Source organism: Cognatiluteimonas weifangensis, assembly GCF_003416885.1.
Lineage (GTDB): Bacteria > Pseudomonadota > Gammaproteobacteria > Xanthomonadales > Xanthomonadaceae > Cognatiluteimonas > Cognatiluteimonas weifangensis.
On the sequence record NZ_QVPD01000002.1, the window covers coordinates 177,876 to 200,720 of the forward strand.

The 22,845-nt window shown below is 67.7% G+C and carries 15 protein-coding genes, 2 tRNA genes, 3 rRNA genes and 1 other RNA gene; 8 read left to right on the forward strand and 13 right to left on the reverse strand.

From position 1 onward, the window contains the following. Window positions 1–11: 11 nt before the first annotated feature. Together hemL and thiE are read right to left on the reverse strand one after the other, a co-directional pair. Window positions 12–1,316 (reverse strand): glutamate-1-semialdehyde 2,1-aminomutase, encoded by a 1,305-nt coding sequence (hemL, locus tag D0Y53_RS02495; RefSeq protein ID WP_117201624.1) that lies wholly within the window; start codon window positions 1,314–1,316, stop codon window positions 12–14. 15 nt (window positions 1,317–1,331) lie between these two features. Then, window positions 1,332–1,979 carry a thiamine phosphate synthase gene (gene thiE, locus D0Y53_RS02500; RefSeq protein ID WP_386724572.1) on the reverse strand — a complete coding sequence of 216 codons (648 nt, stop codon included), beginning with the start codon at window positions 1,977–1,979 and terminating at the stop codon, window positions 1,332–1,334. Between the two features lie 103 nt (window positions 1,980–2,082). On the opposite strand from thiE, the gene D0Y53_RS02505 reads away from it, so the two are divergent. After that, a complete protein-coding gene (locus tag D0Y53_RS02505; RefSeq protein WP_117201626.1) occupies window positions 2,083–2,286 on the forward strand; it encodes a rubredoxin in 204 nt (67 codons plus the stop codon). 49 nt (window positions 2,287–2,335) lie between these two features. Here the strand turns inward: D0Y53_RS02505 and D0Y53_RS02510 are convergent, their stop codons facing one another. Further along, complete coding sequence (locus tag D0Y53_RS02510; RefSeq protein WP_117201627.1) at window positions 2,336–3,181, reverse strand: SirB1 family protein; 846 nt, start codon at window positions 3,179–3,181, stop codon at window positions 2,336–2,338. A gap of 53 nt (window positions 3,182–3,234) precedes the next feature. After that, a complete protein-coding gene (locus tag D0Y53_RS02515; protein ID WP_117201628.1) occupies window positions 3,235–3,687 on the reverse strand; it encodes a DUF192 domain-containing protein in 453 nt (150 codons plus the stop codon). Window positions 3,688–4,136: 449 nt separating this feature from the next. Between D0Y53_RS02515 and D0Y53_RS02520 the strand changes: the two genes are divergently transcribed. The 5 genes from D0Y53_RS02520 to rrf all read left to right on the forward strand — a co-directional run bounded on the left by D0Y53_RS02520 (window position 4,137) and on the right by rrf (window position 9,359). Further along, window positions 4,137–5,681: ribosomal RNA gene (locus tag D0Y53_RS02520) — 16S ribosomal RNA — on the forward strand. A gap of 87 nt (window positions 5,682–5,768) precedes the next feature. Beyond that, window positions 5,769–5,844 (forward strand) — tRNA-Ala (locus D0Y53_RS02525). A 69-nt stretch (window positions 5,845–5,913) separates the two neighbouring features. Then, a tRNA-Ile gene (locus D0Y53_RS02530) sits at window positions 5,914–5,990 on the forward strand. Window positions 5,991–6,202: 212 nt separating this feature from the next. Then, window positions 6,203–9,080: ribosomal RNA gene (locus D0Y53_RS02535) — 23S ribosomal RNA — on the forward strand. A gap of 165 nt (window positions 9,081–9,245) precedes the next feature. Then, a 5S ribosomal RNA gene (gene rrf, locus D0Y53_RS02540) occupies window positions 9,246–9,359 on the forward strand. Together the 16S, 23S and 5S rRNA genes with 2 tRNA genes alongside form the textbook arrangement of a ribosomal RNA operon. Before the next feature lie 262 nt (window positions 9,360–9,621). Here rrf and D0Y53_RS02545 read toward each other — a convergent pair. The 8 genes from D0Y53_RS02545 to D0Y53_RS02580 all read right to left on the reverse strand — a co-directional run bounded on the left by D0Y53_RS02545 (window position 9,622) and on the right by D0Y53_RS02580 (window position 18,616). Continuing rightward, window positions 9,622–11,097: a Y-family DNA polymerase gene (locus D0Y53_RS02545; protein WP_117201629.1), complete on the reverse strand. Its 1,476-nt coding sequence runs from the start codon at window positions 11,095–11,097 to the stop codon at window positions 9,622–9,624. 155 nt (window positions 11,098–11,252) lie between these two features. Beyond that, window positions 11,253–11,900 carry a ribose-5-phosphate isomerase RpiA gene (gene rpiA, locus D0Y53_RS02550; protein ID WP_117201630.1) on the reverse strand — a complete coding sequence of 216 codons (648 nt, stop codon included), beginning with the start codon at window positions 11,898–11,900 and terminating at the stop codon, window positions 11,253–11,255. Window positions 11,901–11,913: 13 nt separating this feature from the next. Continuing rightward, on the reverse strand, window positions 11,914–12,381 hold the full coding sequence (locus D0Y53_RS02555) for an EVE domain-containing protein (RefSeq protein WP_117201631.1): 468 nt from the start codon (window positions 12,379–12,381) through the stop codon (window positions 11,914–11,916). Further along, a complete protein-coding gene (locus tag D0Y53_RS02560; RefSeq protein WP_117201632.1) occupies window positions 12,378–12,980 on the reverse strand; it encodes a 5-formyltetrahydrofolate cyclo-ligase in 603 nt (200 codons plus the stop codon). Before D0Y53_RS02560 ends, D0Y53_RS02555 begins: the two co-directional genes overlap by 4 nt. Window positions 12,981–13,085: 105 nt before the next feature. Beyond that, window positions 13,086–13,270, reverse strand: a non-coding RNA gene (ssrS, locus tag D0Y53_RS02565) — 6S RNA. 130 nt (window positions 13,271–13,400) lie between these two features. After that, window positions 13,401–13,691, reverse strand: a complete 291-nt coding sequence (locus D0Y53_RS02570) for a cell division protein ZapA (protein ID WP_117201633.1) — start codon at window positions 13,689–13,691, stop codon at window positions 13,401–13,403. Beyond that, on the reverse strand, window positions 13,688–13,909 hold the full coding sequence (locus D0Y53_RS02575; RefSeq protein WP_117201634.1) for a TIGR02449 family protein: 222 nt from the start codon (window positions 13,907–13,909) through the stop codon (window positions 13,688–13,690). The genes D0Y53_RS02570 and D0Y53_RS02575 overlap by 4 nt, the downstream gene beginning before the upstream one ends. 132 nt (window positions 13,910–14,041) lie before the next feature. Next, window positions 14,042–18,616: an EAL domain-containing protein gene (locus D0Y53_RS02580; protein ID WP_117201635.1), complete on the reverse strand. Its 4,575-nt coding sequence runs from the start codon at window positions 18,614–18,616 to the stop codon at window positions 14,042–14,044. A 128-nt stretch (window positions 18,617–18,744) separates the two neighbouring features. Between D0Y53_RS02580 and D0Y53_RS02585 the strand changes: the two genes are divergently transcribed. Together D0Y53_RS02585 and D0Y53_RS02590 are read left to right on the forward strand one after the other, a co-directional pair. Then, the gene (locus D0Y53_RS02585) at window positions 18,745–19,290 is read left to right on the forward strand and encodes a UPF0149 family protein (RefSeq protein WP_233511610.1); all 546 of its coding nucleotides are present in this window, start codon (window positions 18,745–18,747) and stop codon (window positions 19,288–19,290) included. 1 nt (window position 19,291) lies between these two features. Then, complete coding sequence (locus D0Y53_RS02590; RefSeq protein WP_117201637.1) at window positions 19,292–20,623, forward strand: aminopeptidase P N-terminal domain-containing protein; 1,332 nt, start codon at window positions 19,292–19,294, stop codon at window positions 20,621–20,623. Window positions 20,624–21,513: 890 nt separating this feature from the next. Here the strand turns inward: D0Y53_RS02590 and pepQ are convergent. After that, window positions 21,514–22,836, reverse strand: coding sequence for a Xaa-Pro dipeptidase (pepQ, locus tag D0Y53_RS02595; RefSeq protein WP_117201638.1), 1,323 nt, complete (start codon window positions 22,834–22,836; stop codon window positions 21,514–21,516). Window positions 22,837–22,845: the final 9 nt, after the last annotated feature.

Below are 22,845 nucleotides of genomic sequence, written 5' to 3' on the forward strand. Positions count from 1 at the left end.
GCGTCCCCGCGTCAGCCGGCGGCCGCGGCGAACGCTTCGCGGGCGGCGGCGAGGGTCGTGGCGATGACGTCCTCGTCGTGGGCGCTGGACAGGAAGCCGGCTTCGAACGCCGACGGCGCCAGATACACGCCACGCTGCAGCATGGCGTGGAAGAAGCGGTTGAACGCGGCGCTGTTGCAGGCGATCGCCTGGGCGTAGGTGTCGACCTGCTCGCCGCTGAAGAACAGCCCGAACATGCCGCCGACGCGGTTGGTCGTGAACGGCACGCCGGCCGCGCGCGCCGCGGCCTCCAGGCCATCGCACAGGGCGTTGGTGTTCGCTTCCAGCGCGGCGTGGAAGCCCGGCGCCTGGATCAGTTCCAGCATCGCCAGGCCGGCGGCCATCGCCACCGGGTTGCCGCTGAGCGTGCCGGCCTGGTAGATCGGCCCGCTCGGCGCGATCTGCGCCATCAGCTCGCGACGGCCGCCGTAGGCGCCGACCGGCATGCCGCCGCCGATGATCTTGCCGAACGTGGTCAGGTCCGGGGTCACGCCGTAGCGTGCCTGCGCGCCGCCGAGCGCGACCCGGAACCCGGTCATTACCTCGTCGAAGATCAGCACGGTCCCGTGCTGCGTGCACAGCGCGCGCAGGTGCTGCAGGAAGCCCGCGCGCGGCGGCAGGCAGTTGGCGTTGCCCACGACCGGTTCGATGATCAGCCCGGCGATGTCGTCGCCGCAGGCGTCGAACAACGCGGTGGCCGCATCGAAATCGTTGTACGGCAGGGTCAGTGTCAGGTCGGCCAGGGCCTTGGGCACGCCCGGCGAGGTCGGCACGCCGAAGGTCAGTGCGCCGCTGCCGGCCTTGACCAGGAAGCTGTCGCCGTGGCCGTGGTAGCAGCCCTCGAACTTGACGATGCGGCTGCGCCCCGTCGCGCCGCGGGCGAGGCGGATCGCCGACAGCGTAGCCTCGGTGCCGGAGTTGACCATGCGCACCATCTCGCACGAGGGCACCAGCCGCGCCAGGGTCTCGGCCATCGTCACTTCCAGTGGATTGGGCACGCCGAAGCTCAGGCCGTCGCGTGCGGCGCGGATCACCGCGTCCAGCACCGCGGGATGGTTGTGGCCGACGATCATCGGCCCCCAGGAACCCACGTAGTCGATGTAGCGATTGCCGTCGACGTCGAACAGGTACGGCCCCTGCGCGCGCTGCGCGAAAAACGGTTCGCCGCCGACCGACCTGAACGCGCGCACCGGCGAGTTGACGCCCCCGGGCATCAGCGCGGTGGCGCGGGCGAACAGGGCGTGCGACTGGCGGGTATCGAGGCGGTCGGCGGGCATGGGGATCTCGTGCGGTCAGGCGAACAGGGCGCGGCAGGCACGCGCGGCGGCAATCGGGTCGGGCGCGTCGAACACGCCGCCGATGACGGCGATCAGGTCGGCGCCGGCGGCGACCAGCGCCGGCGCATTGTCCGGGGTAATCCCGCCGATCGCCACCCGCGGCAGGCCCAGCGGCGCGGCCTGCCGCAGCAGCGCCGGTTGCGCGCGCCGCGCGCCGGGCTTGGTCTGCGAAGGGAAGAACGCGCCGAAGGCGAGGTAATCGGCCCCGGCCGCCGCCAGCGTGCGGGCGCGGCCGGCATCGTCGTAGCAGGACACGCCGATGATCGTGTTCGCCCCCAGCCGCGCGCGCGCCGCGGCAAGGTCGCCGTCGTCCTCGCCCAGGTGCACGCCGGCGGCGCCGACGGCGGCCGCCAGGGCGACGTCGTCGTTCACGATCAGCGGCACGCCGGCGGCGGCGCACAGGGGCTGCAGCGCGGCGGCCTGGCGCGCGCGCAGCGCCGGACCGGCGGCCTTGTTGCGGTACTGCAGCCAGGTCGCGAACGGGAGCAGCGGCGCGACTCGTGCCAGCAGCCGTGCGTCGTCGGGTTCGTCGGGCGTGATCAGGTACAGGCCGCGCGGTGTTGGGCGGCCGCGCAACGACGGCGTGCGGTGAGATGGGGGCATCTGGCTGAGGCTGGGGTGAATTCGCGGGACGGCGGGCATTATCCGGCTTCCGGCCGCATGTCGCTGGTGGGACAATGGCGCCTTCCCGCGCCCGCCAGCACCGATGAACGCAGCCGTCTCCACCGCCCCCGCCCCCGCCGCCTACCGCACCTGGATGTGCGTGGTGTGCGGCTTCGTCTACGACGAGGCGGCGGGCCTGCCGGAAGAGGGCCTCGCGCCCGGGACGCGCTGGGAGGACGTGCCGGATACCTGGACCTGCCCGGATTGCGGCGTGACCAAGGACGATTTCGAGATGATGGCGCTGTAACGGCCGCTCGCTCGTTGCGCCCGGCCACCATCGGCAATCGGCGCGGGCTTCAGTTCGGCCTGGCGCTGCCGCTGCTCAGTTCGACCACGCGCTCGCGCAGGGTGCCGGCATCGGCCGCCTGCGGGTGCAGCTGCAGGTAGCGGCCGAGATCGTGGCGGGCGCCGTGGCGATGGCCGAGCTTGAAGTAGCCCAGGCCGCGGTCGCGCAGCGCCTCGGCATTGTCCGGCGCCAGGGTGAGGATGCGGTCCGCGCAGCGCACGGCGCGTTCCCAGTCGTCGCGATCGGCGTACACGCCGTGCAGGTTGCGCAGCATCCGCATCAGGATCGCCCGGTGCGAGGCCGGGTGCAGGATCCGGTACAGTGCCTCGTCGTCGGGCAGCTCGCCGCCCAGGTGCGGGCTGGCGCGTTGGCGCAGTTCGTCCTCGTCCAGCGGCCGGCCGCGGTTGAACGGGTCCATCACCAGCATCCCGTCGCCCACCGACAGCCGCACCAGGAAATGACCGGGAAAGGAGACCCCGTCCAGCGGCAGGCCGAGCCGGTGCGCGACTTCCATGTGCACCAGCGCCAGCGAGATCGGATTGCCGAGCCGGCGTTCGAACACTTCGTTGAGGTAGCTGTTGCGCGGGTCGTAGTACTCCTCGCGGTTGCCGGCGTAGCCGAGCTCCTCGAACAGGTGGCGGTTGATCGCCTGCATCTTCAGCGGCAGCGGTTCGATCGCGTCGATCCGCTCGCGCAACGCGTCGGCGTGGCTCTGCAGGAGGCTGTCGTAGAGGTCGGCGTCGAGCTGCGGATATTCGTCGCGCGCGATCAGCAGCGCGGCACCGAGCAGCGGCAGGGCGTCGTCTTCCTGCCCCGCGAGCGAGTTCCAGTCGGGAAGCTCGAAGCCTGCGCACATGGGGCAAGCCTGCACCGCGCGCAAACGCGGCGCAAGCCCTTGCGGCCGCGCGTTCAGGGCGCGTGCGCGATGCCCGGTCCGAAGCGCAATCGCGTGCCCTGTTGCAGACCCAGGCGCGCGGCCTCGCCGGCGTTGAGTTCGAGCACGTAGCGCGCCGGCGCCTGACTCGGATACGGCGGACAGGCGTCGCCCAGCGCGCAGGGCGGCACGTCGCGCTGCTGGGAGACGAGCCTGCGGGCGTCGTCGAAGTAGAGGATGTCCAGCGGAATGCGGGTGTTCTTCATCCAGTACGACTGTGGTTCCTCGCGTTCGTGGATGAAGAGCATGCCGCGGTCGGCGGCGAGCCGGTCGCGGAACATCAGGCCGCGCGCGCGTTCAGCGTCGTCGTCGGCGACTTCCACGCCGTAGCGATGCCCGGCCAGCTCCACCCACGCGCCGCCGGCGCTGGCGCAGCCGGCGAGCACGAGCGGCAGCAGGCAGGTCAGCAGATGGGCGGTCGGACGCATGGCAGGGATTCCGGAGGGGGTCCGGCGACCTTCCGCGCGCTGCCCGTCGCCGTCAAGCCGCTGGCCCCCCTTCCCAAATTCGTGGCCGCGATGCACAATGCGCGCCCCTTGCCGGCTCGGCTTCCAGTGCGGACCGGCGGGAACGAAAAAAAGCCCCTCACCGGGTGTTGACGTTCCCGAAAAGGCATGTATCATGTGCGGCTCCCTCGGGCACTTCGGTGGCGAGGACGGGACCAGGCGCTGAGGCCGGTTCCACGATCTTTGACAGTGTGCGCAGGTGACTTGTGCGGGCGTCTGGCGGGTGGATGACTGTCCATTTGCAGGGCGTTCGTAACAGAGTCTCCAAATCAATTCATGCAAGAAATTGCAGCGAGTGATTCAGGAGCTCGGTGACGACGACTGCACTCAAGAGATTGGCCGACGTCCTTCGGGGCGGAAGCCGCAAAACTTAAGTGAAGAGTTTGATCCTGGCTCAGAGTGAACGCTGGCGGCAGGCCTAACACATGCAAGTCGAACGGCAGCACAGGGGAGCTTGCTCCCCGGGTGGCGAGTGGCGGACGGGTGAGGAATACATCGGAATCTGCCCAGTCGTGGGGGATAACCTCGGGAAACCGGGACTAATACCGCATACGACCTTCGGGTGAAAGCAGGGGATCGCAAGACCTTGCGCGATTGGATGAGCCGATGTCGGATTAGCTTGTTGGCGGGGTAACGGCCCACCAAGGCGACGATCCGTAGCTGGTCTGAGAGGATGATCAGCCACACTGGAACTGAGACACGGTCCAGACTCCTACGGGAGGCAGCAGTGGGGAATATTGGACAATGGGCGCAAGCCTGATCCAGCCATGCCGCGTGAGTGAAGAAGGCCCTCGGGTTGTAAAGCTCTTTTGTCCGGAAAGAAAAGCTTTCGGTTAATACCCGGAAGTCCTGACGGTACCGGAAGAATAAGCACCGGCTAACTTCGTGCCAGCAGCCGCGGTAATACGAAGGGTGCAAGCGTTACTCGGAATTACTGGGCGTAAAGCGTGCGTAGGTGGTTCGTTAAGTCTGATGTGAAAGCCCTGGGCTCAACCTGGGAATTGCATTGGATACTGGCGGGCTAGAGTGCGGTAGAGGATGGCGGAATTCCCGGTGTAGCAGTGAAATGCGTAGAGATCGGGAGGAACATCCGTGGCGAAGGCGGCCATCTGGACCAGCACTGACACTGAGGCACGAAAGCGTGGGGAGCAAACAGGATTAGATACCCTGGTAGTCCACGCCCTAAACGATGCGAACTGGATGTTGGGAGCAACTAGGCTCTCAGTATCGAAGCTAACGCGTTAAGTTCGCCGCCTGGGGAGTACGGTCGCAAGACTGAAACTCAAAGGAATTGACGGGGGCCCGCACAAGCGGTGGAGTATGTGGTTTAATTCGATGCAACGCGCAGAACCTTACCTGGCCTTGACATCCACGGAACTTTCCAGAGATGGATTGGTGCCTTCGGGAACCGTGAGACAGGTGCTGCATGGCTGTCGTCAGCTCGTGTCGTGAGATGTTGGGTTAAGTCCCGCAACGAGCGCAACCCTTGTCCTTAGTTGCCAGCACGTAATGGTGGGAACTCTAAGGAGACCGCCGGTGACAAACCGGAGGAAGGTGGGGATGACGTCAAGTCATCATGGCCCTTACGGCCAGGGCTACACACGTACTACAATGGGAAGGACAGAGGGCCGCGATCCCGCGAGGGGGAGCCAATCCCAGAAACCTTCTCTCAGTCCGGATCGGAGTCTGCAACTCGACTCCGTGAAGTCGGAATCGCTAGTAATCGCAGATCAGCATTGCTGCGGTGAATACGTTCCCGGGCCTTGTACACACCGCCCGTCACACCATGGGAGTGGGTTGCACCAGAAGTAGCTAGTCTAACCTTCGGGAGGACGGTTACCACGGTGTGATTCATGACTGGGGTGAAGTCGTAACAAGGTAGCCGTATCGGAAGGTGCGGCTGGATCACCTCCTTTAGAGACCAAAGACAGAAAATTGCCTGTCAGGCGTCCGCACAAGTGACCTGCATCCAAGAGTGAGTCCCGCGGCTCGAAAACCGCATTGGGGCCATAGCTCAGCTGGGAGAGCACCTGCTTTGCAAGCAGGGGGTCGTCGGTTCGATCCCGACTGGCTCCACCATCTGGCGTTATGCGGAGCCCTCCGCAAAAGCCCGCGTATTTCTTGCGCGGACTTTCCAAGGAAAACCTTGGGTCTGTAGCTCAGGTGGTTAGAGCGCACCCCTGATAAGGGTGAGGCCGGTGGTTCGAGTCCTCCCAGACCCACCACTCTCTTGGATGTCACCACGCACACATATCGATCTTGAAGCGGCCTGGCGCTGAAGCCGGACTGCGTTCTTTGACAAATGGGATGTAGCGAGCGTTTGAGACGAATGTCCAGACGTGTCGTAGAGGCTAAGGCGAGGCGTCGAAGGACGCCTTTATTGAAGTTGTTGTTGTGATGTTCGCAACATTGATCCCGAGGCGACTTGGGGTTATATGGTCAAGCGAATAAGCGCACACGGTGGATGCCTTGGCGGTCAGAGGCGATGAAGGACGTGGCAGCCTGCGAAAAGTGTCGGGGAGCTGGCAACAAGCTTTGATCCGGCAATGTCCGAATGGGGAAACCCACTCCGCAAGGAGTATCCAATGGCGAATACATAACCATTGGAGGCGAACCCGGTGAACTGAAATATCTAAGTAACCGGAGGAAAAGAAATCAACCGAGATTCCCCCAGTAGCGACGAGCGAACGGGGACTAGCCCAAAAGTCGGCCTGGTGCTAGCAAAACAACCTGGAAAGGTTGGCCATAGCAGGTGACAGCCCTGTATGCGAAAGAGCCAGATCGATGAAAAGTGAGTAGGGCGGGGCACGTGAAACCCTGTCTGAACATGGGGGGACCATCCTCCAAGGCTAAATACTCCTGACCGACCGATAGTGAACCAGTACCGTGAGGGAAAGGCGAAAAGAACCCTGGTGAAGGGAGTGAAATAGATCCTGAAACCGTGTGCGTACAAGCAGTCGGAGCCCGCAAGGGTGACGGCGTACCTTTTGTATAATGGGTCAGCGACTTACTGTTTGTGGCGAGCTTAACCGTATAGGGGAGGCGAAGGGAAACCGAGTCTGATAAGGGCGCATAGTCGCAGGCAGTAGACCCGAAACCGGGTGATCTAGTCATGCCCAGGGTGAAGGTACCGTAACAGGTACTGGAGGCCCGAACCCACTCCCGTTGCAAAGGTAGGGGATGAGGTGTGATTAGGAGTGAAAAGCTAATCGAACCCGGAGATAGCTGGTTCTCCTCGAAAGCTATTTAGGTAGCGCCTCGGACGAATACTGCTGGGGGTAGAGCACTGTTATGGCTAGGGGGTCATTGCGACTTACCAAACCATGGCAAACTCCGAATACCAGCACGTACTATCCGGGAGACACACGGCGGGTGCTAACGTTCGTCGTGAAAAGGGAAACAACCCAGACCCACAGCTAAGGTCCCAAATTCCATGCTAAGTGGAAAACCATGTGGAAAGGCACAGACAGCCAGGAGGTTGGCTTAGAAGCAGCCATCCTTTAAAGAAAGCGTAATAGCTCACTGGTCGAGTCGGTCTGCGGGGAAGATTTAACGGGGCTAAGCATGGAACCGAAGCTTGGGGTGCACAGCAATGTGCGCGGTAGAGGAGCGTTCCGTAAGCCGTCGAAGCGGAATTGAGAAGTTCCGTGGAGGTATCGGAAGTGCGAATGCTGACATGAGTAACGATAATGCGGGTGAAAAGCCCGCACGCCGAAAGCCCAAGGTTTCCTTGCGCAACGTTAATCGGCGCAGGGTGAGTCGGCCCCTAAGGCGAGGCAGAAATGCGTAGTCGATGGGAAGCTGGTTAATATTCCAGCACCTCGCGCAAGTGCGATGGAGGGACGGAGAAGGTTAGGTCTACCGGGCGTTGGTTGTCCCGGGGAAAGGCGGTAGGTGTGGATCTTAGGCAAATCCGGGATCCTCTACACCGAGCACCGAGACGAGCTCATTTTGAGCGAAGTGACTGATACCACGCTTCCAGGAAAAGCTCCTAAGCTTCAGCTTGCGCAGACCGTACCGTAAACCGACACAGGTGGGCAGGATGAGAATTCTCAGGCGCTTGAGAGAACTCGGGTGAAGGAACTAGGCAACATGGCACCGTAACTTCGGGAGAAGGTGCGCCCTTTTTGGTGGCTACATGCGTAGCTGGGCTGAGAGGGGCCGCAGTGACCAGGCCGCTGCGACTGTTTATCAAAAACACAGCACTCTGCAAACACGAAAGTGGACGTATAGGGTGTGACGCCTGCCCGGTGCTGGAAGGTTAATTGATGGGGTCAGCCGCAAGGCGAAGCTCTTGATCGAAGCCCCAGTAAACGGCGGCCGTAACTATAACGGTCCTAAGGTAGCGAAATTCCTTGTCGGGTAAGTTCCGACCTGCACGAATGGCGTAACGACAGCGGCGCTGTCTCCACCCGAGACTCAGTGAAATTGAAATCGCTGTGAAGATGCAGCGTTCCCGTGGCAAGACGGAAAGACCCCGTGAACCTTTACTATAGCTTTACACTGAACGTTGAGTTCGTCTGTGTAGGATAGGTGGGAGGCTGTGAAACCCTGGCGCTAGCTGGGGTGGAGCCAACCTTGAAATACCACCCTGTCGTGCTTGACGTTCTAACCTGGGCCCGTAATCCGGGTCGGGGACCGTGTATGGTGGGTAGTTTGACTGGGGCGGTCTCCTCCCAAAGAGTAACGGAGGAGCTCGAAGGTACGCTCAGCGCGGTCGGACATCGCGCACTGTGTGCAAAGGCATAAGCGTGCTTGACTGCAAGATCGACGGATCAAGCAGGTACGAAAGTAGGACTTAGTGATCCGGTGGTTCTGTATGGAAGGGCCATCGCTCAACGGATAAAAGGTACTCCGGGGATAACAGGCTGATACCGCCCAAGAGTTCATATCGACGGCGGTGTTTGGCACCTCGATGTCGGCTCATCACATCCTGGGGCTGTAGTCGGTCCCAAGGGTATGGCTGTTCGCCATTTAAAGTGGTACGCGAGCTGGGTTCAGAACGTCGTGAGACAGTTCGGTCCCTATCTGCCATGGGCGTTGGAGATTTGAGAGGGGCTGCTCCTAGTACGAGAGGACCGGAGTGGACGAACCTCTGGTGTTCCGGTTGTCACGCCAGTGGCATTGCCGGGTAGCTATGTTCGGAAGCGATAACCGCTGAAAGCATCTAAGCGGGAAGCGCGCCTCAAGATGAGATCTCCCGGGGCACAAGCCCCCTGAAGGAACCATCAAGACCAGGTGGTTGATAGGCAGGGTGTGTAAGCGCAGCAATGCGTTGAGCTAACCTGTACTAATGATCCGTGTGGCTTGACCATATAACCTCAAGTGGCCTTGGACTCGACGACGCGTCGACGTTCGGCACAATCACTCGCTACGTCCCGACTTATTCGCCGAAGGCAGGGGATTCCCTGCCGGAAGCAACCCCGCGAGAGCGTGCGCGCCGGCCCGGCCCATCGGGAATGGCGACCCTCCACCCTCTCCCTGGTGACAATAGCTGCGTGGAACCACCCGATCCCATCCCGAACTCGGAAGTGAAACGCGCACGCGCCGATGGTAGTGTGCATTCAGCATGCGAGAGTAGGTCATTGCCAGGGTCTTACCCCAAAACCCCCAGCCCCGGCTGGGGGTTTTTCTTTGGCGGATGGGCTGGACGGGCGCCAGCCCGCTGCCCTGCAGCCGGTAGCCTGGGTTTGTGGCACCGCCCGCGACATCGCTGCTGCCGGGCCTGAGGGTGGATTCGCGGCATGCCCGTGCAAGCAGGGGCGCCGGTTTCTCTCGCGGACGCATTTGGGAGAAGGCCCCTTTCTGCGTGCGCCGTGAACCCGCCTGCGACCCGAATGGCAAGGCCGGGGCGGGTCAGAACAGTTCCCGCGGCGGAGCCGGATTCCGGGCTGCGGCATCGCGGTGGCGTATCGCCCGGCTGTCGGCCCCGGCGGCCCGGTGCGGTTCGCGACGCGTAGGCGCCCGGCGATGCGTGTCCTCCGCCAGGATCTTGAATTGGCGCTCGCGCTGCAACCACAGTGCGTGCGCGTCGTGCTCGCTGCGGTCGCGGATCGGCTTGCGGCGGGGGGGCGGGTCGTCCTCCCGAGCGATATCCGGGATCGTCGAGAACGGGATCCGCATCGGCGCCGCGCCGTGGGCGAGGGCTTCCTGCATCGCGCCGAAATAGACGGTGTTGTTGCCGTAGCGCCGGTTGATCCGGTCGAGCACCGAACTCACGCCCTGGCGCCGGCCGTCGTCGCGGAGGAGCTCGCGGGTGACGCAGCCACCCGGCTGCAACCCGACCAGGGTGACTGCGACCGAAAGTGGCGGATGCCGCGCCGGCTGCCAGCGGCCGGCGGCGATGCCACGCTGCAGGGATTCGAGCTGCTGGCCGAGCAGGTCCAGCAAGGTCGGAGTGTCGTCCAGCGGCGCGAACTGCAGGTCGCGCTCGAAGCCCCTGTCGCGGCCGACGAAGCGGATCCGGATCGCGAGCCCCTGCGCCAGATAGCCCTCGCCGCGGAGTCGCATCGCGGCTTTCGCCAGCAGCTTGAACAGCACCGCACGCATGCCTTCGAAGTTGCGCAGCTGCGGCGCCAGCACGTGGGAATGCCCGATCGAGCCGCGCCGGGACTCGCGCTCCGGGAGATCGTGGCCGCGCAGCTGCAGCCAGTAGCGCTCGCCTTCCACGCTGCCCCAGGCCGCGCGCAGGTGCGCGCGCGTGGCAGCGCACAGCTGTGCGCTGGTATGGATGCCGGCGGCGTGCAGCCGCGCTTCCATCGACGGGCCGATGCCGCAGAAATCGCGCAGCTCCAGCGCGTGCAGCCGCTGCGGCAGGTCGGCGAGTTCGATCACCGTCAGCCCGTCGGGCTTGTCCATGTCCGAGGCGGTCTTGGCGAGGAAACGGTTGGGCGCGATGCCGATCGAACAGTTGATCGCAGGGCTGAAGCCGCGTTCGCGCAGCTGCTGCTTGATGCCGCGGGCGATCGCCTCGGCGTTGGCGCGCTCGCGTTCGCGGCCGAGCAAGCGGCAGGGCACCTCGTCGATCGAGCTCGGCTTGCCGTGCGGGATGCAGTCCTGGATCGCATCCATCAGCTGCTGGTGCAGGGCGATGTAGCGTGCGGGGCGGGCGAGCACGAAGCGGATCCCGGGACAGCGCTCGCGCGCCTCGCGCACGCCGGTGCCGGTTTTCACGCCGTGGCGCTTGGCCTCGTAACTGGCGGCCAGGCAGCAGGTGCTGTCGGCGGCGACCGGAACGACGGCCACCGGTTGCCCGCGCAACTGCGGCCGGTCGTATTGCTCGACCGAGGCGAAGTACGAATCGAAGTCGACGAACAGGCAGCGCAGCGTCATCGGCGGGCCCGCAGACGGGCGCGTGGCCAAGGGCCGGCAGTATCCCCCTGGCCGATCTCAGGCCGGGAGATCCCTTGCGGATCAAGCGTTTGACGGCCGGCACCGGTGACGCCGTGTCGGCGACAGCCACCAGCGCAAATCCGGGGCCGCCCCCGTTACAGGAGCAGCGGCGGTTCGCCGCCGACGATCACCACGTCCGCCGGCCGACGCGCGAACAGGCCGACACTGACCACGCCCGGCAACTGGTTGATCGCTGTTTCCATGGCGACCGGGTCGGTGATGGCCAGACCGTGGATGTCCAGCACCCAGTTGCCGTTGTCGGTGGTCGTGCCCTGGCGCCAGACCGGCTGGCCGCCGGTCAGCGCCAGGATCTCGCGCGCGACCAGGCTGCGCGCCATCGGGATCACCTCGACCGGCAGCGGGAACCGGCCCAGCACGTCGACACGCTTGCCCGGGTCGATGATGCAGACGAATTTCGCGCTCGCCTGGGCGATGATCTTCTCGCGCGTGAGCGCGGCGCCGCCGCCCTTGATCAGGCGCTTGTGCGGATCGCATTCGTCGGCGCCGTCGACGTACAGCGGCAGCGGACCGGTGTCGTTGAGCTCGAGGACCTCGATGCCGTGGCTGCGCAACCGCTGGGTGCTCTGCTCGGAGCTGGACACCGCGCCGGCGATGCGGTGCCGCAGCCGCGCCAGCGCGTCGATGAAGAAGGCGACGGTGGAGCCGGTGCCGACGCCGACGATCATGCCGTCCTCGACGTACTCGATGGCCTTTTCGCCGGCCAGGCGCTTGGCTTCGCTCACGTGGTTCCCCGGATCATTCCAGCGACAGCAGCAGCTTCCATTGCGCCGCCGTCACCGGCAGCACCGACAGCCGCGTGCCCTTGCGGATCAGGGCGAAGTCCTCGCCCAGCGCGTCGGCATGGGTGCGGATTTCCTCCAGCGGCAGCGGCCGCGCAAGGTGGCGCACGAAACGCACGTCGACCAGGTCCCAGCGTGGCTGCTCGCGGCTGGCCCTGGGGTCGAAATAGCGGGATTTCCGCTCGAACTGGGTCGGGTCCGGGTAGGCGGCGCTGGCGACTTCGGCCAGGCCGTAGATGCCCGGGACGGCGCAGTTGGAGTGGTAGAACAGCACGCCGTCGCCGACCTGCATCTGGCGCATGAAATTGCGCGCCTGGTAGTTGCGCACCCCGGTCCACGGCTCGCTGCCGACGCGTTGCAGGTCGTCGATGGAGAAGTCGCCGGGCTCGGACTTCATCAGCCAGTGGCGTTTGCGCGGACTCATGGCGGGACCGGGGTACCTGCGGTGGCGGGGAGGAGGGTGCCTTGCTCGCTGCAGACCGCATCGAGCGCGACATCCCAGGATTCCGCGGCCAGCACCTGCACCTGCTGCGCGGCGAAGCCGGCGCCCACCAGCCAGGGCGGCGGGCCCTGCCGGTTGCGGAATGCGAAGCTGCGATCGTACCAGCCGCCGCCCATGCCCAGCCGCTGGCCGCGGGCGTCGAAGCCGACCAGCGGCACCACCACCAGCGCCATCGCCGCGGCCGGGAGCAGCGATTCGGCGGCGACATCGGGCTCGGGGATGCCGAAGCGGTTGCCGACCAGGGCGTCGCCGCGGCGCCAAGGCGCGAAACGCAGCTGGCCGTCCGCGCCCAGCACCGGCAGGCAGTAGTGCAGCGTCGGCGGCAGCCGCAGCTGCCAGGCATGCAGCGCGATCTCGCCGTCCATCGCCCAGTAGCCGGCGACATGTCCGGATGCGGGCGCGAACGGCAGCGCGAGCAGCTGCTCGGCCAGGCGTTCGGCGGCGGCGATGCGCGCGGCGGCGGGGATCGCGCGCCGGCGCTGCCGCAGTTCGCGTCGCAACGCGTCGCGATCGCCGCTCATGCGGCGCGGCCGCCGCCGGCCCGCTGCGGCCGGATCACCGGCGCGGCGGCAAAAAACAAAGCCCGCAACGGGTACGGGCTTTGCATGTCCAGGGACATCGACAAAACATCCTCCGCCATGGCGATGCGTGCGAAACGACCTTGAACCCGGGGTTCAAGTGGGAATGCCTGGAGGCCATCGGGCTTCCCGCTGCGAGGCGGACTTGCACACCCGGCTTCCGCTGCATCCCCGTGGTCGTCATTAGGGACAAGGCGAATGTTTGCGCACGCTGTCGCGCAGGGCAGAGGACGCGGACAGAGTATAGCGATGCGCGCGCGCGCGGCCTATCCATCCGTCGGTCGGTACCCATGGCCCGGTTCAGGCGACGCATGCGGGGATGAATGCGCGCTGGCGCCGCCGGCGTGCGGCACGCGCGTGCGTTCAGAGATCGGCCACGGCGTCGAGCCTGCGCTGCAGGCCGTCGAGGGTGCGGACCAGCTCGCGGTCGCGCGCGTCGTTTTCCTCGCGCAACTGCTGCAGTTCGTGCGCCAGGTTGAGTGCGGCGAGGACCGCGACGCGGTCGACCGCGGCCATGCGGTTGCTGCCGCGCAGCTCGCGCATCTTGCCGTCCAGCAGCTTGGCGGCGGCCATCAGGCTGTCGCGCTCGTCCGGTTCGACGCCGACCGTGTATTCGCGGTCGAGCACGCGGATGGCGACCGGCTCGCTGCTCACGTGTGCTGCTCCAGCGACTTCAGCCGCGCGATCATCGCCTCGACCCGCGAGCGCGCCTGCTCGTTCTTGGCCAGCAGCTGCGAACGTTCGCCGGCCAGCTGCTCCTGTTGCTGGCGCAGGCTGCGGTTTTCCTCGGCCAGCTGTTGCGCGCGCGCGGCCAGCGCCTCGACGCGGGCGGCAGTGGCGCGCAACTGGGCGAGCACCTCGGCGTTGTCCATCCCGGCACCATAGGCAGCGGCCACGTGGCGGTCAAGGCGCGCCGCGGTCGCCGGCAGCGCGCCGGGGAACCGCCTCGGGGAACCGCTCCGGCGGGCGGCCGCGAGCCGTGCGGCCGCAGCCGCCTCCACCGCTCAGGGACCGCCTGCCGGCGTGGCCACGCGCGCGGCCGACGGCGCCCAGTTGCGGATGAAGGCCAGGCAGCGCTGCGCTTCCAGCGGCGGCGACAGCCAGTAGCCCTGGATCTCGTCGCAACGGTGGGTCCGCAGGAACTGCAGCTGCGCCTGCGTCTCCACGCCCTCGGCCACCACGTTCAATCCCAGTGCGCGCGCCATCGCCAGGATGGTGGTGGTGATCGCGGCGTCTTCGGAGCCGTGACTGAGGTCGTCGACGAATTCCTTGTCGATCTTCAGGGTGTTGATCGGCAGCCGCTTGAGGTAGGCCAGCGACGAGTAGCCGGTGCCGAAATCGTCGATCGCCAGGGTCACCCCGAGGCTGCGGAAGGCCTGCAGCTTGTCCGCGGTCTGCTGCGCGTTGGCCATGACCACGCTTTCGGTCAGCTCCAGTTCCAGGCACTTCGCCGGCAGCCCGGTTTCGGCCAGCACGCGCTCCACCACGCCCGGGAAATCGCCGCGCAGCAGCTGCAGCGCCGAGACGTTGACCGATGCGCCCAGCCCGGCGAGCCCGTGCTGGTGCCAGCGCGCCAGGGTCAGGCAGGCCTCGCGCAGCGCCCATTCGCCGATCTCCAGGATCTGTCCGCTTTCCTCGGCCAGCGGGATGAACTGGGTCGGCGGGATCTCGCCGTAGTCGCGGCTGTGCCAGCGCAGCAGCGCTTCCACGCCGATGATCCGGGTCTGCGCCAGCGCCATCCGCGGCTGGTACACCAGCCGCAGTTCGCCGCGGTCGAGCACCTTGCGCAGCGCGCCGGAGAGGGTGGCGCGGCGGCGGATCGAGACATCCATCGCCTCGGTGTAGCGCATGTAGGTACGGCGGCCGGCAGCCTTGGCCTGGTACATCGCGGTGTCGGCCTGCTTCAGCAGCTCGGTCGGCACCTGGGCGTGGTCCGGGTACAGGCTGATGCCGATCGACGGCGAGATCGAGATTTCCTGGCGGTCGTCCAGCAGCAGCGGCGCCTCGAACGCCATGATGATCTCGCGCGCGACCTTGTCGGCCTGTTCCGGCCCCTCCAGGTGCTCCAGCACCACGGTGAACTCGTCGCCGCCCAGGCGCGCGACCGTGTGCTGGGCGCCGACCGTGTCCTGCAGCCGCACCGCGGCCGCGCGCAGGATGCGGTCGCCGGCGGCGTGGCCGAGCGAGTCGTTGATGTCCTTGAACCGGTCCAGGTCCAGGAACAGCACCGCAATGCGGTCGTCCTGGCGGCGCGCGCGCACGATCGCGCGCGACAGCCGCTCGGCCAGCAGGGTGCGGTTGGGCAGGTTGGTCAGGGTGTCGAAGTTGGCCAGGTAGCGCAGTTCCTGCTCGGCGCGCTTCTGGTCGGTGATGTCGCCCAGCACCACCACGTACAGGGCCTGCTGGCCGTTGCCGTCGAGCACGGTGCTGCATTCGTACGCGCACAGGAACTCCTCGCCGTCCTTGCGCTGCTGCCACATCTCGCCCGACCAGCGGCCGTGGCGCCGCAACTGCTCGCGGATCTCTCGGTAGTACGCCGGCTCGTGCTGGGCGCTGTCGAGGAGGTTGGCATTGCGCCCGATCACCTCGACCTCGCCATAACCGGTCATGCGCGAGAACGCCGGGTTGATGGAGATGAAGTCGAAGTCGCGGTCGAGCACGCAGACCGCCTCGTTCATGCTGCGCAGCACCTCGGAGGCGATGCGCCGTTCGCGTTCGGCATGGCGGCTGAGGGTGATGTTGCGCGCGGTGCCGGCCAGGCGCCTGACGCGACCGTCGGCGTCGCGCTCCACCGCGCGCCCGCGCGCGCGAATCCAGATCCACTGCCCGTCCTCGCCGGGGATGCGGTGCTCGGACAGGAACAACGGGGTTTCGCCGCGCAGATGCTGGCGCAGGCGCTCGCGCACCTGCGGCAGGTCGTCGCGATGGATCCGGTGGTTGGACTCCACCTCGGTTTCCACCAGGATGTCGGAGGCGCTGCGGACGTCGTCCTTGGCATGCATGCGCTGCAATTCGCCGCGGACGAGATCGTAGTCCCAGAACTGCTCGCCCGAGGCCCACAGCGCCAGCTTCAGCCGTTGCTCGCGGTCGCGGATGTGCTCGAAATAGCCGCGTTCCAATTGCCGCTGCCGGTGCCAGTGCCGCCATAGCAGCCACAGCGCCAGCGCGGCCAGCAACGCATAGGCGGCCAGCGCCAGCGGGTGCCGCCACCACGGCGGGGTGACCACGATCGGCAGGCGCAACTCCTGCGGGTTCCACACGCCGTCGTGGTTGGTGCTCTGGGCGCGGAACAGGTAATGCCCGGCGGGCAGCAGGGTGTAGGTGATCTCGTTCCGGGTGCCGTTGTCGACCCAGTCGGCGTCGACGCCGTCGATGCGGTAGCGGTAGCGGATGCCGGCGCTGCCGAGGTAGTCCAGCGCGCCGATGCGCAGGCGCAGGATGTCGGCGGTTTCCGGCAGTTCGATCCGCGTCTGCTGCCAGGCGGTGCGGGTCGGCGAATCGGCCTGCGCGCCGATCCGGGTCGACAGCAGTCGCAACGGCGGCCGCAGGGTGCTGTCGGCGATCCGTGCCGGATCGAACACGTTCACGCCGCCGACCCCGCCGAAGGCCAGTTGCCCGCCCTCGAGCACGGCGACCGCGCCGCCGTTGAACTCCAGGTCCTGCAGGCCGTCGCTCAGGCCGTAGCTGCGCAAGGCGCCGGCGCGCGGATCCCCGGGCTGCGGCGTATAGCGCAACAGACCGCGATTGGTCCCCATCCACAGCGCGCCTGAGGCGTCGGCGGCAAGGCTGAACACCACCGGCAGCGCCTCGCCCTTGAGCGCGGCGAGCAGCGGCTGGGTGAAGTGCGCGGTATCGTTGCGGTCGATCCGCAGCCGGTTCAGCCCGCCGTGGCTGCCGACCCAGAGGTTGCCGTCGCGATCCTGCCACAGCGCGCGGACGAGATCGCCGGCGAGGCTGTCGTCGCCGTCGATGCGCCGCTGGAAATGGCGCAGGCGCCCGCTGCGCGGATCGAACCGGTCCAGGCCGCGACTGGTGCCGATCCAGACCCGGCCGTCGTCGGCGACCAGCAGCGCGTGCACCTGCGGATGCGCCAGGCCGCGCGGGTCGCCGCCGCGGTACGGGATCCGCCGCACGTCGCCGGCGCCGGTCGGGCCGGCGCCGGGGGTGAAATGGATCACCCCGGCATCGTTGCTGCCCAGCCACAGGCTGCCGTCGCGGCCCAGGGCCAGGCTGCGCAGGTTGGGCGCCGGCACTCCGGGGATCGGCACCGGCTGCAGCGCCGGCAGCCGCGGGTCGAAGCGGAACAGGCCCAGGGTGGTCGCCACCCAGGGGTGGCCGTCGCCGGGGTCGGCGAAGGCCATCACCCGCTGGCCGTTGCGGCCGCCGCGGGGCAGCGGCAGCAGCGCGCTGAAATCGCGGAAGCCGGTGGCGGCGTCGTAGCGCAGCAGGCGACCGTCGTCGGTGCCCAGCCACAGGCGGCGGTCGCGGCTCTGGTAGATGGCGCGGATGCTGCCGATCAGGGCGGCCCGGTTGGAGCCTTGCGGCCCCAGGTCGAGCAGGGAGCGGAAGCGGGCGCCGCGGGCATCGGCAACGGCGACGCCGTGGTACTGGCCGCCGACCCAGAGCAGGCCGGCGCGGTCGACCAGCAGGGCATTGATCTCGTCTTCGGGCAGGGTGCCGCGCAGGAGGTTGTTCTGGCGCAGCGGCAGCGTCGCGCCGCTGCGCGGGTCGAAGCGGCGCAGTCCGACCGGCGCCGCCGAGAACCACAGCTGCCCGTCCGGCGCCTCGACCAGGGCGCGGACCTCGCCGCCATCGCGGCGGGGATCTTTCGGCCAGACCTGCAGCAGTTGGCGACGGTCCTGCAGCAGGTACAGCGCATCCTCGCCGCCGGCCCAGATGCGGCCGGAGCGGTCGCGCAGCAGCGTGCGCAACGCCAGCGCGGGCCCGATCCGGGTCGCGGCGCCGTCCACCCGGTACAGACCGGCCGCGGTCGCGTACCAGAGCGCGCCGCGGGGGCCGCGCAGCAGTGCCTGCGGTTGCTCGGCCAGGCGCGTCCGCGGCAGCGTCAGTACCTGCCGGCGGCGGCCGCTCGCCGGGTCCAGCCGTTCCAGGCCGTCCTCGGTGCCGACCCAGACCACGCCCGGCTCGGCCAGCAGCGCGTACGCCCGGCGGTCGAGCCCGTCGGCGACCGGATACCGACGGATGTGGCCGCTGCGCAGGTCCAGCCGTGCCACGTACTGCGAATAGGTGCCCACCCACAGGCCGTGATCGGCGTCGGCGGCGAGCGCGGTGACGAAGCTGTCGGGCAGGCTGTCGGGGTCGCGCGGATCCTGCCGGTAGAGCGTGTAGCGCTGGCCGTCGTAGCGGTGCAGACCGCCCTGGGTGCCGACCCAGACGAAGCCGTCGCCGTCCTGGAGCAGCGCAGTGACGGTGTTTTGCGCCAGTTCCTGGGTGTCGCCGATCGGCTCGAAGTAAAAATTGCGATCCACCGCCCCGGCCGGGCAGCCGAGGCCGGCCAGGACCAGCACAGCCGTGGCGGCCGCTGCGCGCAGGCGACCGGGCGCAAGGATGGCGGACATGCGCAAGACACCGTCCCCTGACGGGCGATGTCCGCAGTGTAGGGCATGCGACGGTGGCGGCAACCCGGCGTTCCGCGCGATGCGCGGCAATGGCTACACTGTCGCACCCGCCGATGCCGGAACCCCGCGTGCCCGAATCCCTGCCCACGCTTGCCGCCGTCGAAGCCGCCGTGCGCCAGCTCGGCCTGGGGACCGAGGCCGTGGAGCTGCACGGCGGCCTCTGCGGCTGGCTCGCCGGCGGCGGCGCGCTGACGCCGGCCTGGCCGGCGCAGGTGCTGGTCGATGCGGCGATCCCCGCCGTGACCCGCGACGACGTGCTCGACCGCCTCGGCCGCGCCAGCGCTGCGCAATTCGAGGACCGCGATTTCGGCTTCACGCTGCTGCTGCCGCCGGCCGATGCGCCGCTGTCCGCCCGCAGCGGGGCGCTGTTCCACTGGTGCCGCGGCTTCCTCGGCGGTTTCGGCCTGGCCGCCGGCAAGGAGCCGCCGCTGTCGGAGGAAGGCCGCGAGGCGCTCGCCGACCTCGCGCGCCTGGCCGCGGCCAGCGCGCAGGACGACGGCGACGAGGAAGACGAGGAGGCGCTGGCCGAGATCGGGGAGTTCGTCCGCGTCGCCGCGTTGCTGATCCACGGCGACTGCGTGCTCGGCCCGCGCCATCGCCAGCAACTGCACTGACATGAAGGCGCTCGCCGGGATCGAGGCCAAGGAGTTCGTGCGCCGGCGCCGGCAGCTGATGCGCATCGCCGGCGACGACGCCATCCTGGTGCTGCCGGCCGCGCCCGAACGCATCCGCAGCCGCGACACCCATTACCCCTACCGCCAGGATTCGGACCTGTGGTACCTGACCGGTTTCCCGGAGCCGGCCGCGGTGCTGGTACTGGTGCCCGGGCGCGCGCACGGCGAGACGATCCTGTTCTGCCGCGAGCGCGACCCCGAGCGCGAGGGCTGGGACGGCCCGCGCACCGGGCCGGAAGGCGCGGTCGAGCGCTTCAGCCTGGACGACGCCTATCCGATCGACGACCTCGACGAGATCCTGCCCGGGCTGCTGGAAGGACGTTCGCGCGTCTACTACCACTTCGGCCGCGACACCGAGTTCGACCTCAAGCTGATCGGCTGGCTCAACCGGGTGCGCGCGCAGGCGCGCAGCGGCGCGCAGCCGCCGCACGAGTTCCTCGAGCTGGGTCACCTGCTCGACGAACTGCGCCTGTTCAAGTCGCCGGCCGAGCTCAAGCTGATGCAGCGCGCCGCCGACATCAGCGTGCAGGCGCACGAGGCGGCGATGCGCGCGGCCCGGCCCGGCATCCGCGAGTACGAATTGCAGGCCGAGATCGAGCGCGTGTTCCGCATGCACGATGCGGTGCCGGCCTACGGCACCATCGTCGGCGCCGGCGACAACGCCTGTGTCCTGCATTACGTCACCAACAGCGGGCAGGCGCACGACGGCGACCTGGTGCTGGTCGACGCCGGCGCCGAATACCGCAACTACGCCGCCGACATCACCCGCACCTTCCCGATCGGCGGCCGCTTCAGCCGCGAGCAGCGCCTGCTGCACGATCTGGTCGGCGCGGCGCAGGCCGCTGCGCTGGCGCACGCCCGCCCCGGCGCGGTGTACGAGGCCGGTCACGACGCCGCGGTGCGGACCCTGACCGAAGGCCTGCTGCGGCTGGGCCTGCTCAAGGGCAGCCTGGAAAAGAACGTCGCCGACGGGAAGTACAAGCGCTTCTACCGCCACAAGACCGGCCACTGGCTAGGCCTGGACGTGCACGATGTCGGCGACTACCGCATCGATAACGAATCGCGGCTGCTGGAAGCGGGCATGGTGTTCACCGTCGAGCCCGGCCTGTACATCGCGCCGGACGACGCCACGGTGGCGGCGAAATGGCGCGGCATCGGCATCCGCATCGAGGACGACGTGCTGGTGACCAAGGACGGCCACCGGGTGCTGACCGGCAAGCTGGCGCGCAGCGCCGAGGAGATCGAGGCGTTGATGGCCGAGCGGCCGCGCTGAGCCGATGCCCTGTCGGCGCCGGCTGCGCCTGCGAACGCCCGGTCATGAAGTGCAGGGCTGGAGAAGCCCGCACGAAAGCGATTGGCCGGCATCGCGCTGCGCATGGGACAAGCACTTCGGATGCTTCTTTCGAGCACGCAATCCCGTGGGGGAAGCGGCGCACCGGCCTGTGCGGAACACGCCGTGAATACGGCCTGCGGGCTGCGCGCCGGTATCCGCGCCGGCCGCGAACTTGACCGTGATCTGCCTATCTCGAAACCTTCGCAGGCATCACGCCGTGCAAAAGGTTAGGAATTTTTCTTCTCCAAAGCGCGGAAGCGTCTGCGAGAGAAGCCGGTGGCCCGGCCCGTGCGGGACACGCCGTGAATACGTCCCTGTAGGCTCCTCGGCGGCTTGCTCACCTGCGCCCTCCTGCGCAGGCGGCAAGACCGGGGTGGGCCATCCCTTGTCCACCCGTCCGGCGCAATGCGCCGGACCCATGCCGCCGACGGTCCCGCACAGGCCGGGCCACCGGCTTCTGCGCAGTGAGTCGGCGCTTGCAGAAAAAAACCGGCCGAAGCGATGACACCCAATCTCGCGCAGTCGCCGGCCGGCGGGCTGGGGGTGCGGAGAGTGGACCATGGATGGTCCACGACCCGACTTAAAGACAGGAGGTCGTCAGGAGGGCGCAGCACCCCCAGTCCGCCGGGCGGCGACTCCGTCCAAAGCCGATCCCGCCGGAGAGCAGCCTCGAATAGCCTGCGCCCCGACTTGAAGACAGGAGGTCGTCAGGAGGGCGCCCCCCAGCCGCCGGGTGGCGACTCCGTCCGAAGCCGATCCTGCATCGGGCTTTCAGACAGAACGTCGCCAGGACGGCACAGCCATTCCCGGTCTGGCGGGCGAGCGGGCTCCTACGCTTCGGCGAAGCCCTCGCGCGTCAGGTTGAGCGGCTCGCCGTCGGTGCAGACCACGTCGTCCTCGATGCGGATGCCGCCGTAGGGGCGGAACGCGTCGATGCGCGCCCAGTCGACCGCATCGGCGTGCGGGCCCTGCCTCAGTTCTTCCAGCAGCAGGTCGATGAAGTAGATCCCCGGCTCGATCGTCACCACCATGCCCGGTTCCAGTACCCGGGTCAGGCGCAGGTAGGGATGGCCTTCGGGCTTGGGGATCGTGCCGCCGGCGTCGGACGCGGCGAAGCCGGCGACGTCGTGCACCTGCAGGCCGATGCCGTGGCCGAGGCCGTGCGGGAAGAAGGCCGCGCTGACCCCGGTGGCCAGCGCCGCTTCCGGCGCCAGCTTGATCACGCCGAACTCCTTGAGGATGGCGGCCAGCGCCAGGTGTGCGTCCAGGTGCAGCTGCCGGTAGTCGATGCCGGCCCGGACCTGCGCGCACAGCGCCTGCTGCGCACCGTCGACCGCATCGATCAACGCCTGGAATTCGTCGCCGGCGTCGGCCGCGTAGGTGCGGGTGATGTCGCAGGCGTAGCCGCCATGGCTGCCGCCGGCGTCGATCAGGAAGCTGCGCGCCGGCTTGGGCGGCAGGCGCCCGCGGTCGGTGTAGTGCAGCACCGCGCCGTGCTCGTTGAGCGCGACGATGTTGCCGTAGGGCAGTTCCTCGCTGTCCTGCCCGGCGGCCTGGCAGTAGGCCAGATGGATGCCGAACTCGCTGGCGCCGGCGCGGAAGGCGCGTTCGGCGGCGCGATGGCCACGCACGCCGCGGCGCGTGGCCTCGCGCATCATCGCGATCTCGTACGGTGTCTTGAACGCGCGGTGATACTCGAGGTAATCGACCACCGCCTGCGGATTGTTGGGGACGTAGTCGCCCAGCGCCGACTGCGGCTCGCCCAGGATCGCGCAGCCGGCGGCGGCCGGCAGGTGCGGCAGCGCCTCCTCCGGCGTGCGGATCACGACGATGTCGAAGTGTTCGGTCCAGTAGCCGGCCGGCGCCTGCGGCACCACGTGCCAGTAGTCGCGCGGCTGCAGGTAGACCAGTCGGGGCCGGGTCCCGGGCGTGTACACCAGCCAGCTGCCGGGGGTCCGGGTCAGCGGCAGCCAGGTCTTGAACTGGGGGTTGACCGCGTACGGATAGTCGCGGTCGTCGAAGGCCTGGTAGTGCAGGGTGCCGCTGGGGACCACGAGGTGGTCGAAGCCGCCGCGCGCCAGCGCGGCGTCTGCGCGCGATTGCAGTTGCGCGAGGTATTGCCGGTATAAGATCGGCCAGTCGGCGGATGTCATGGGGATGCT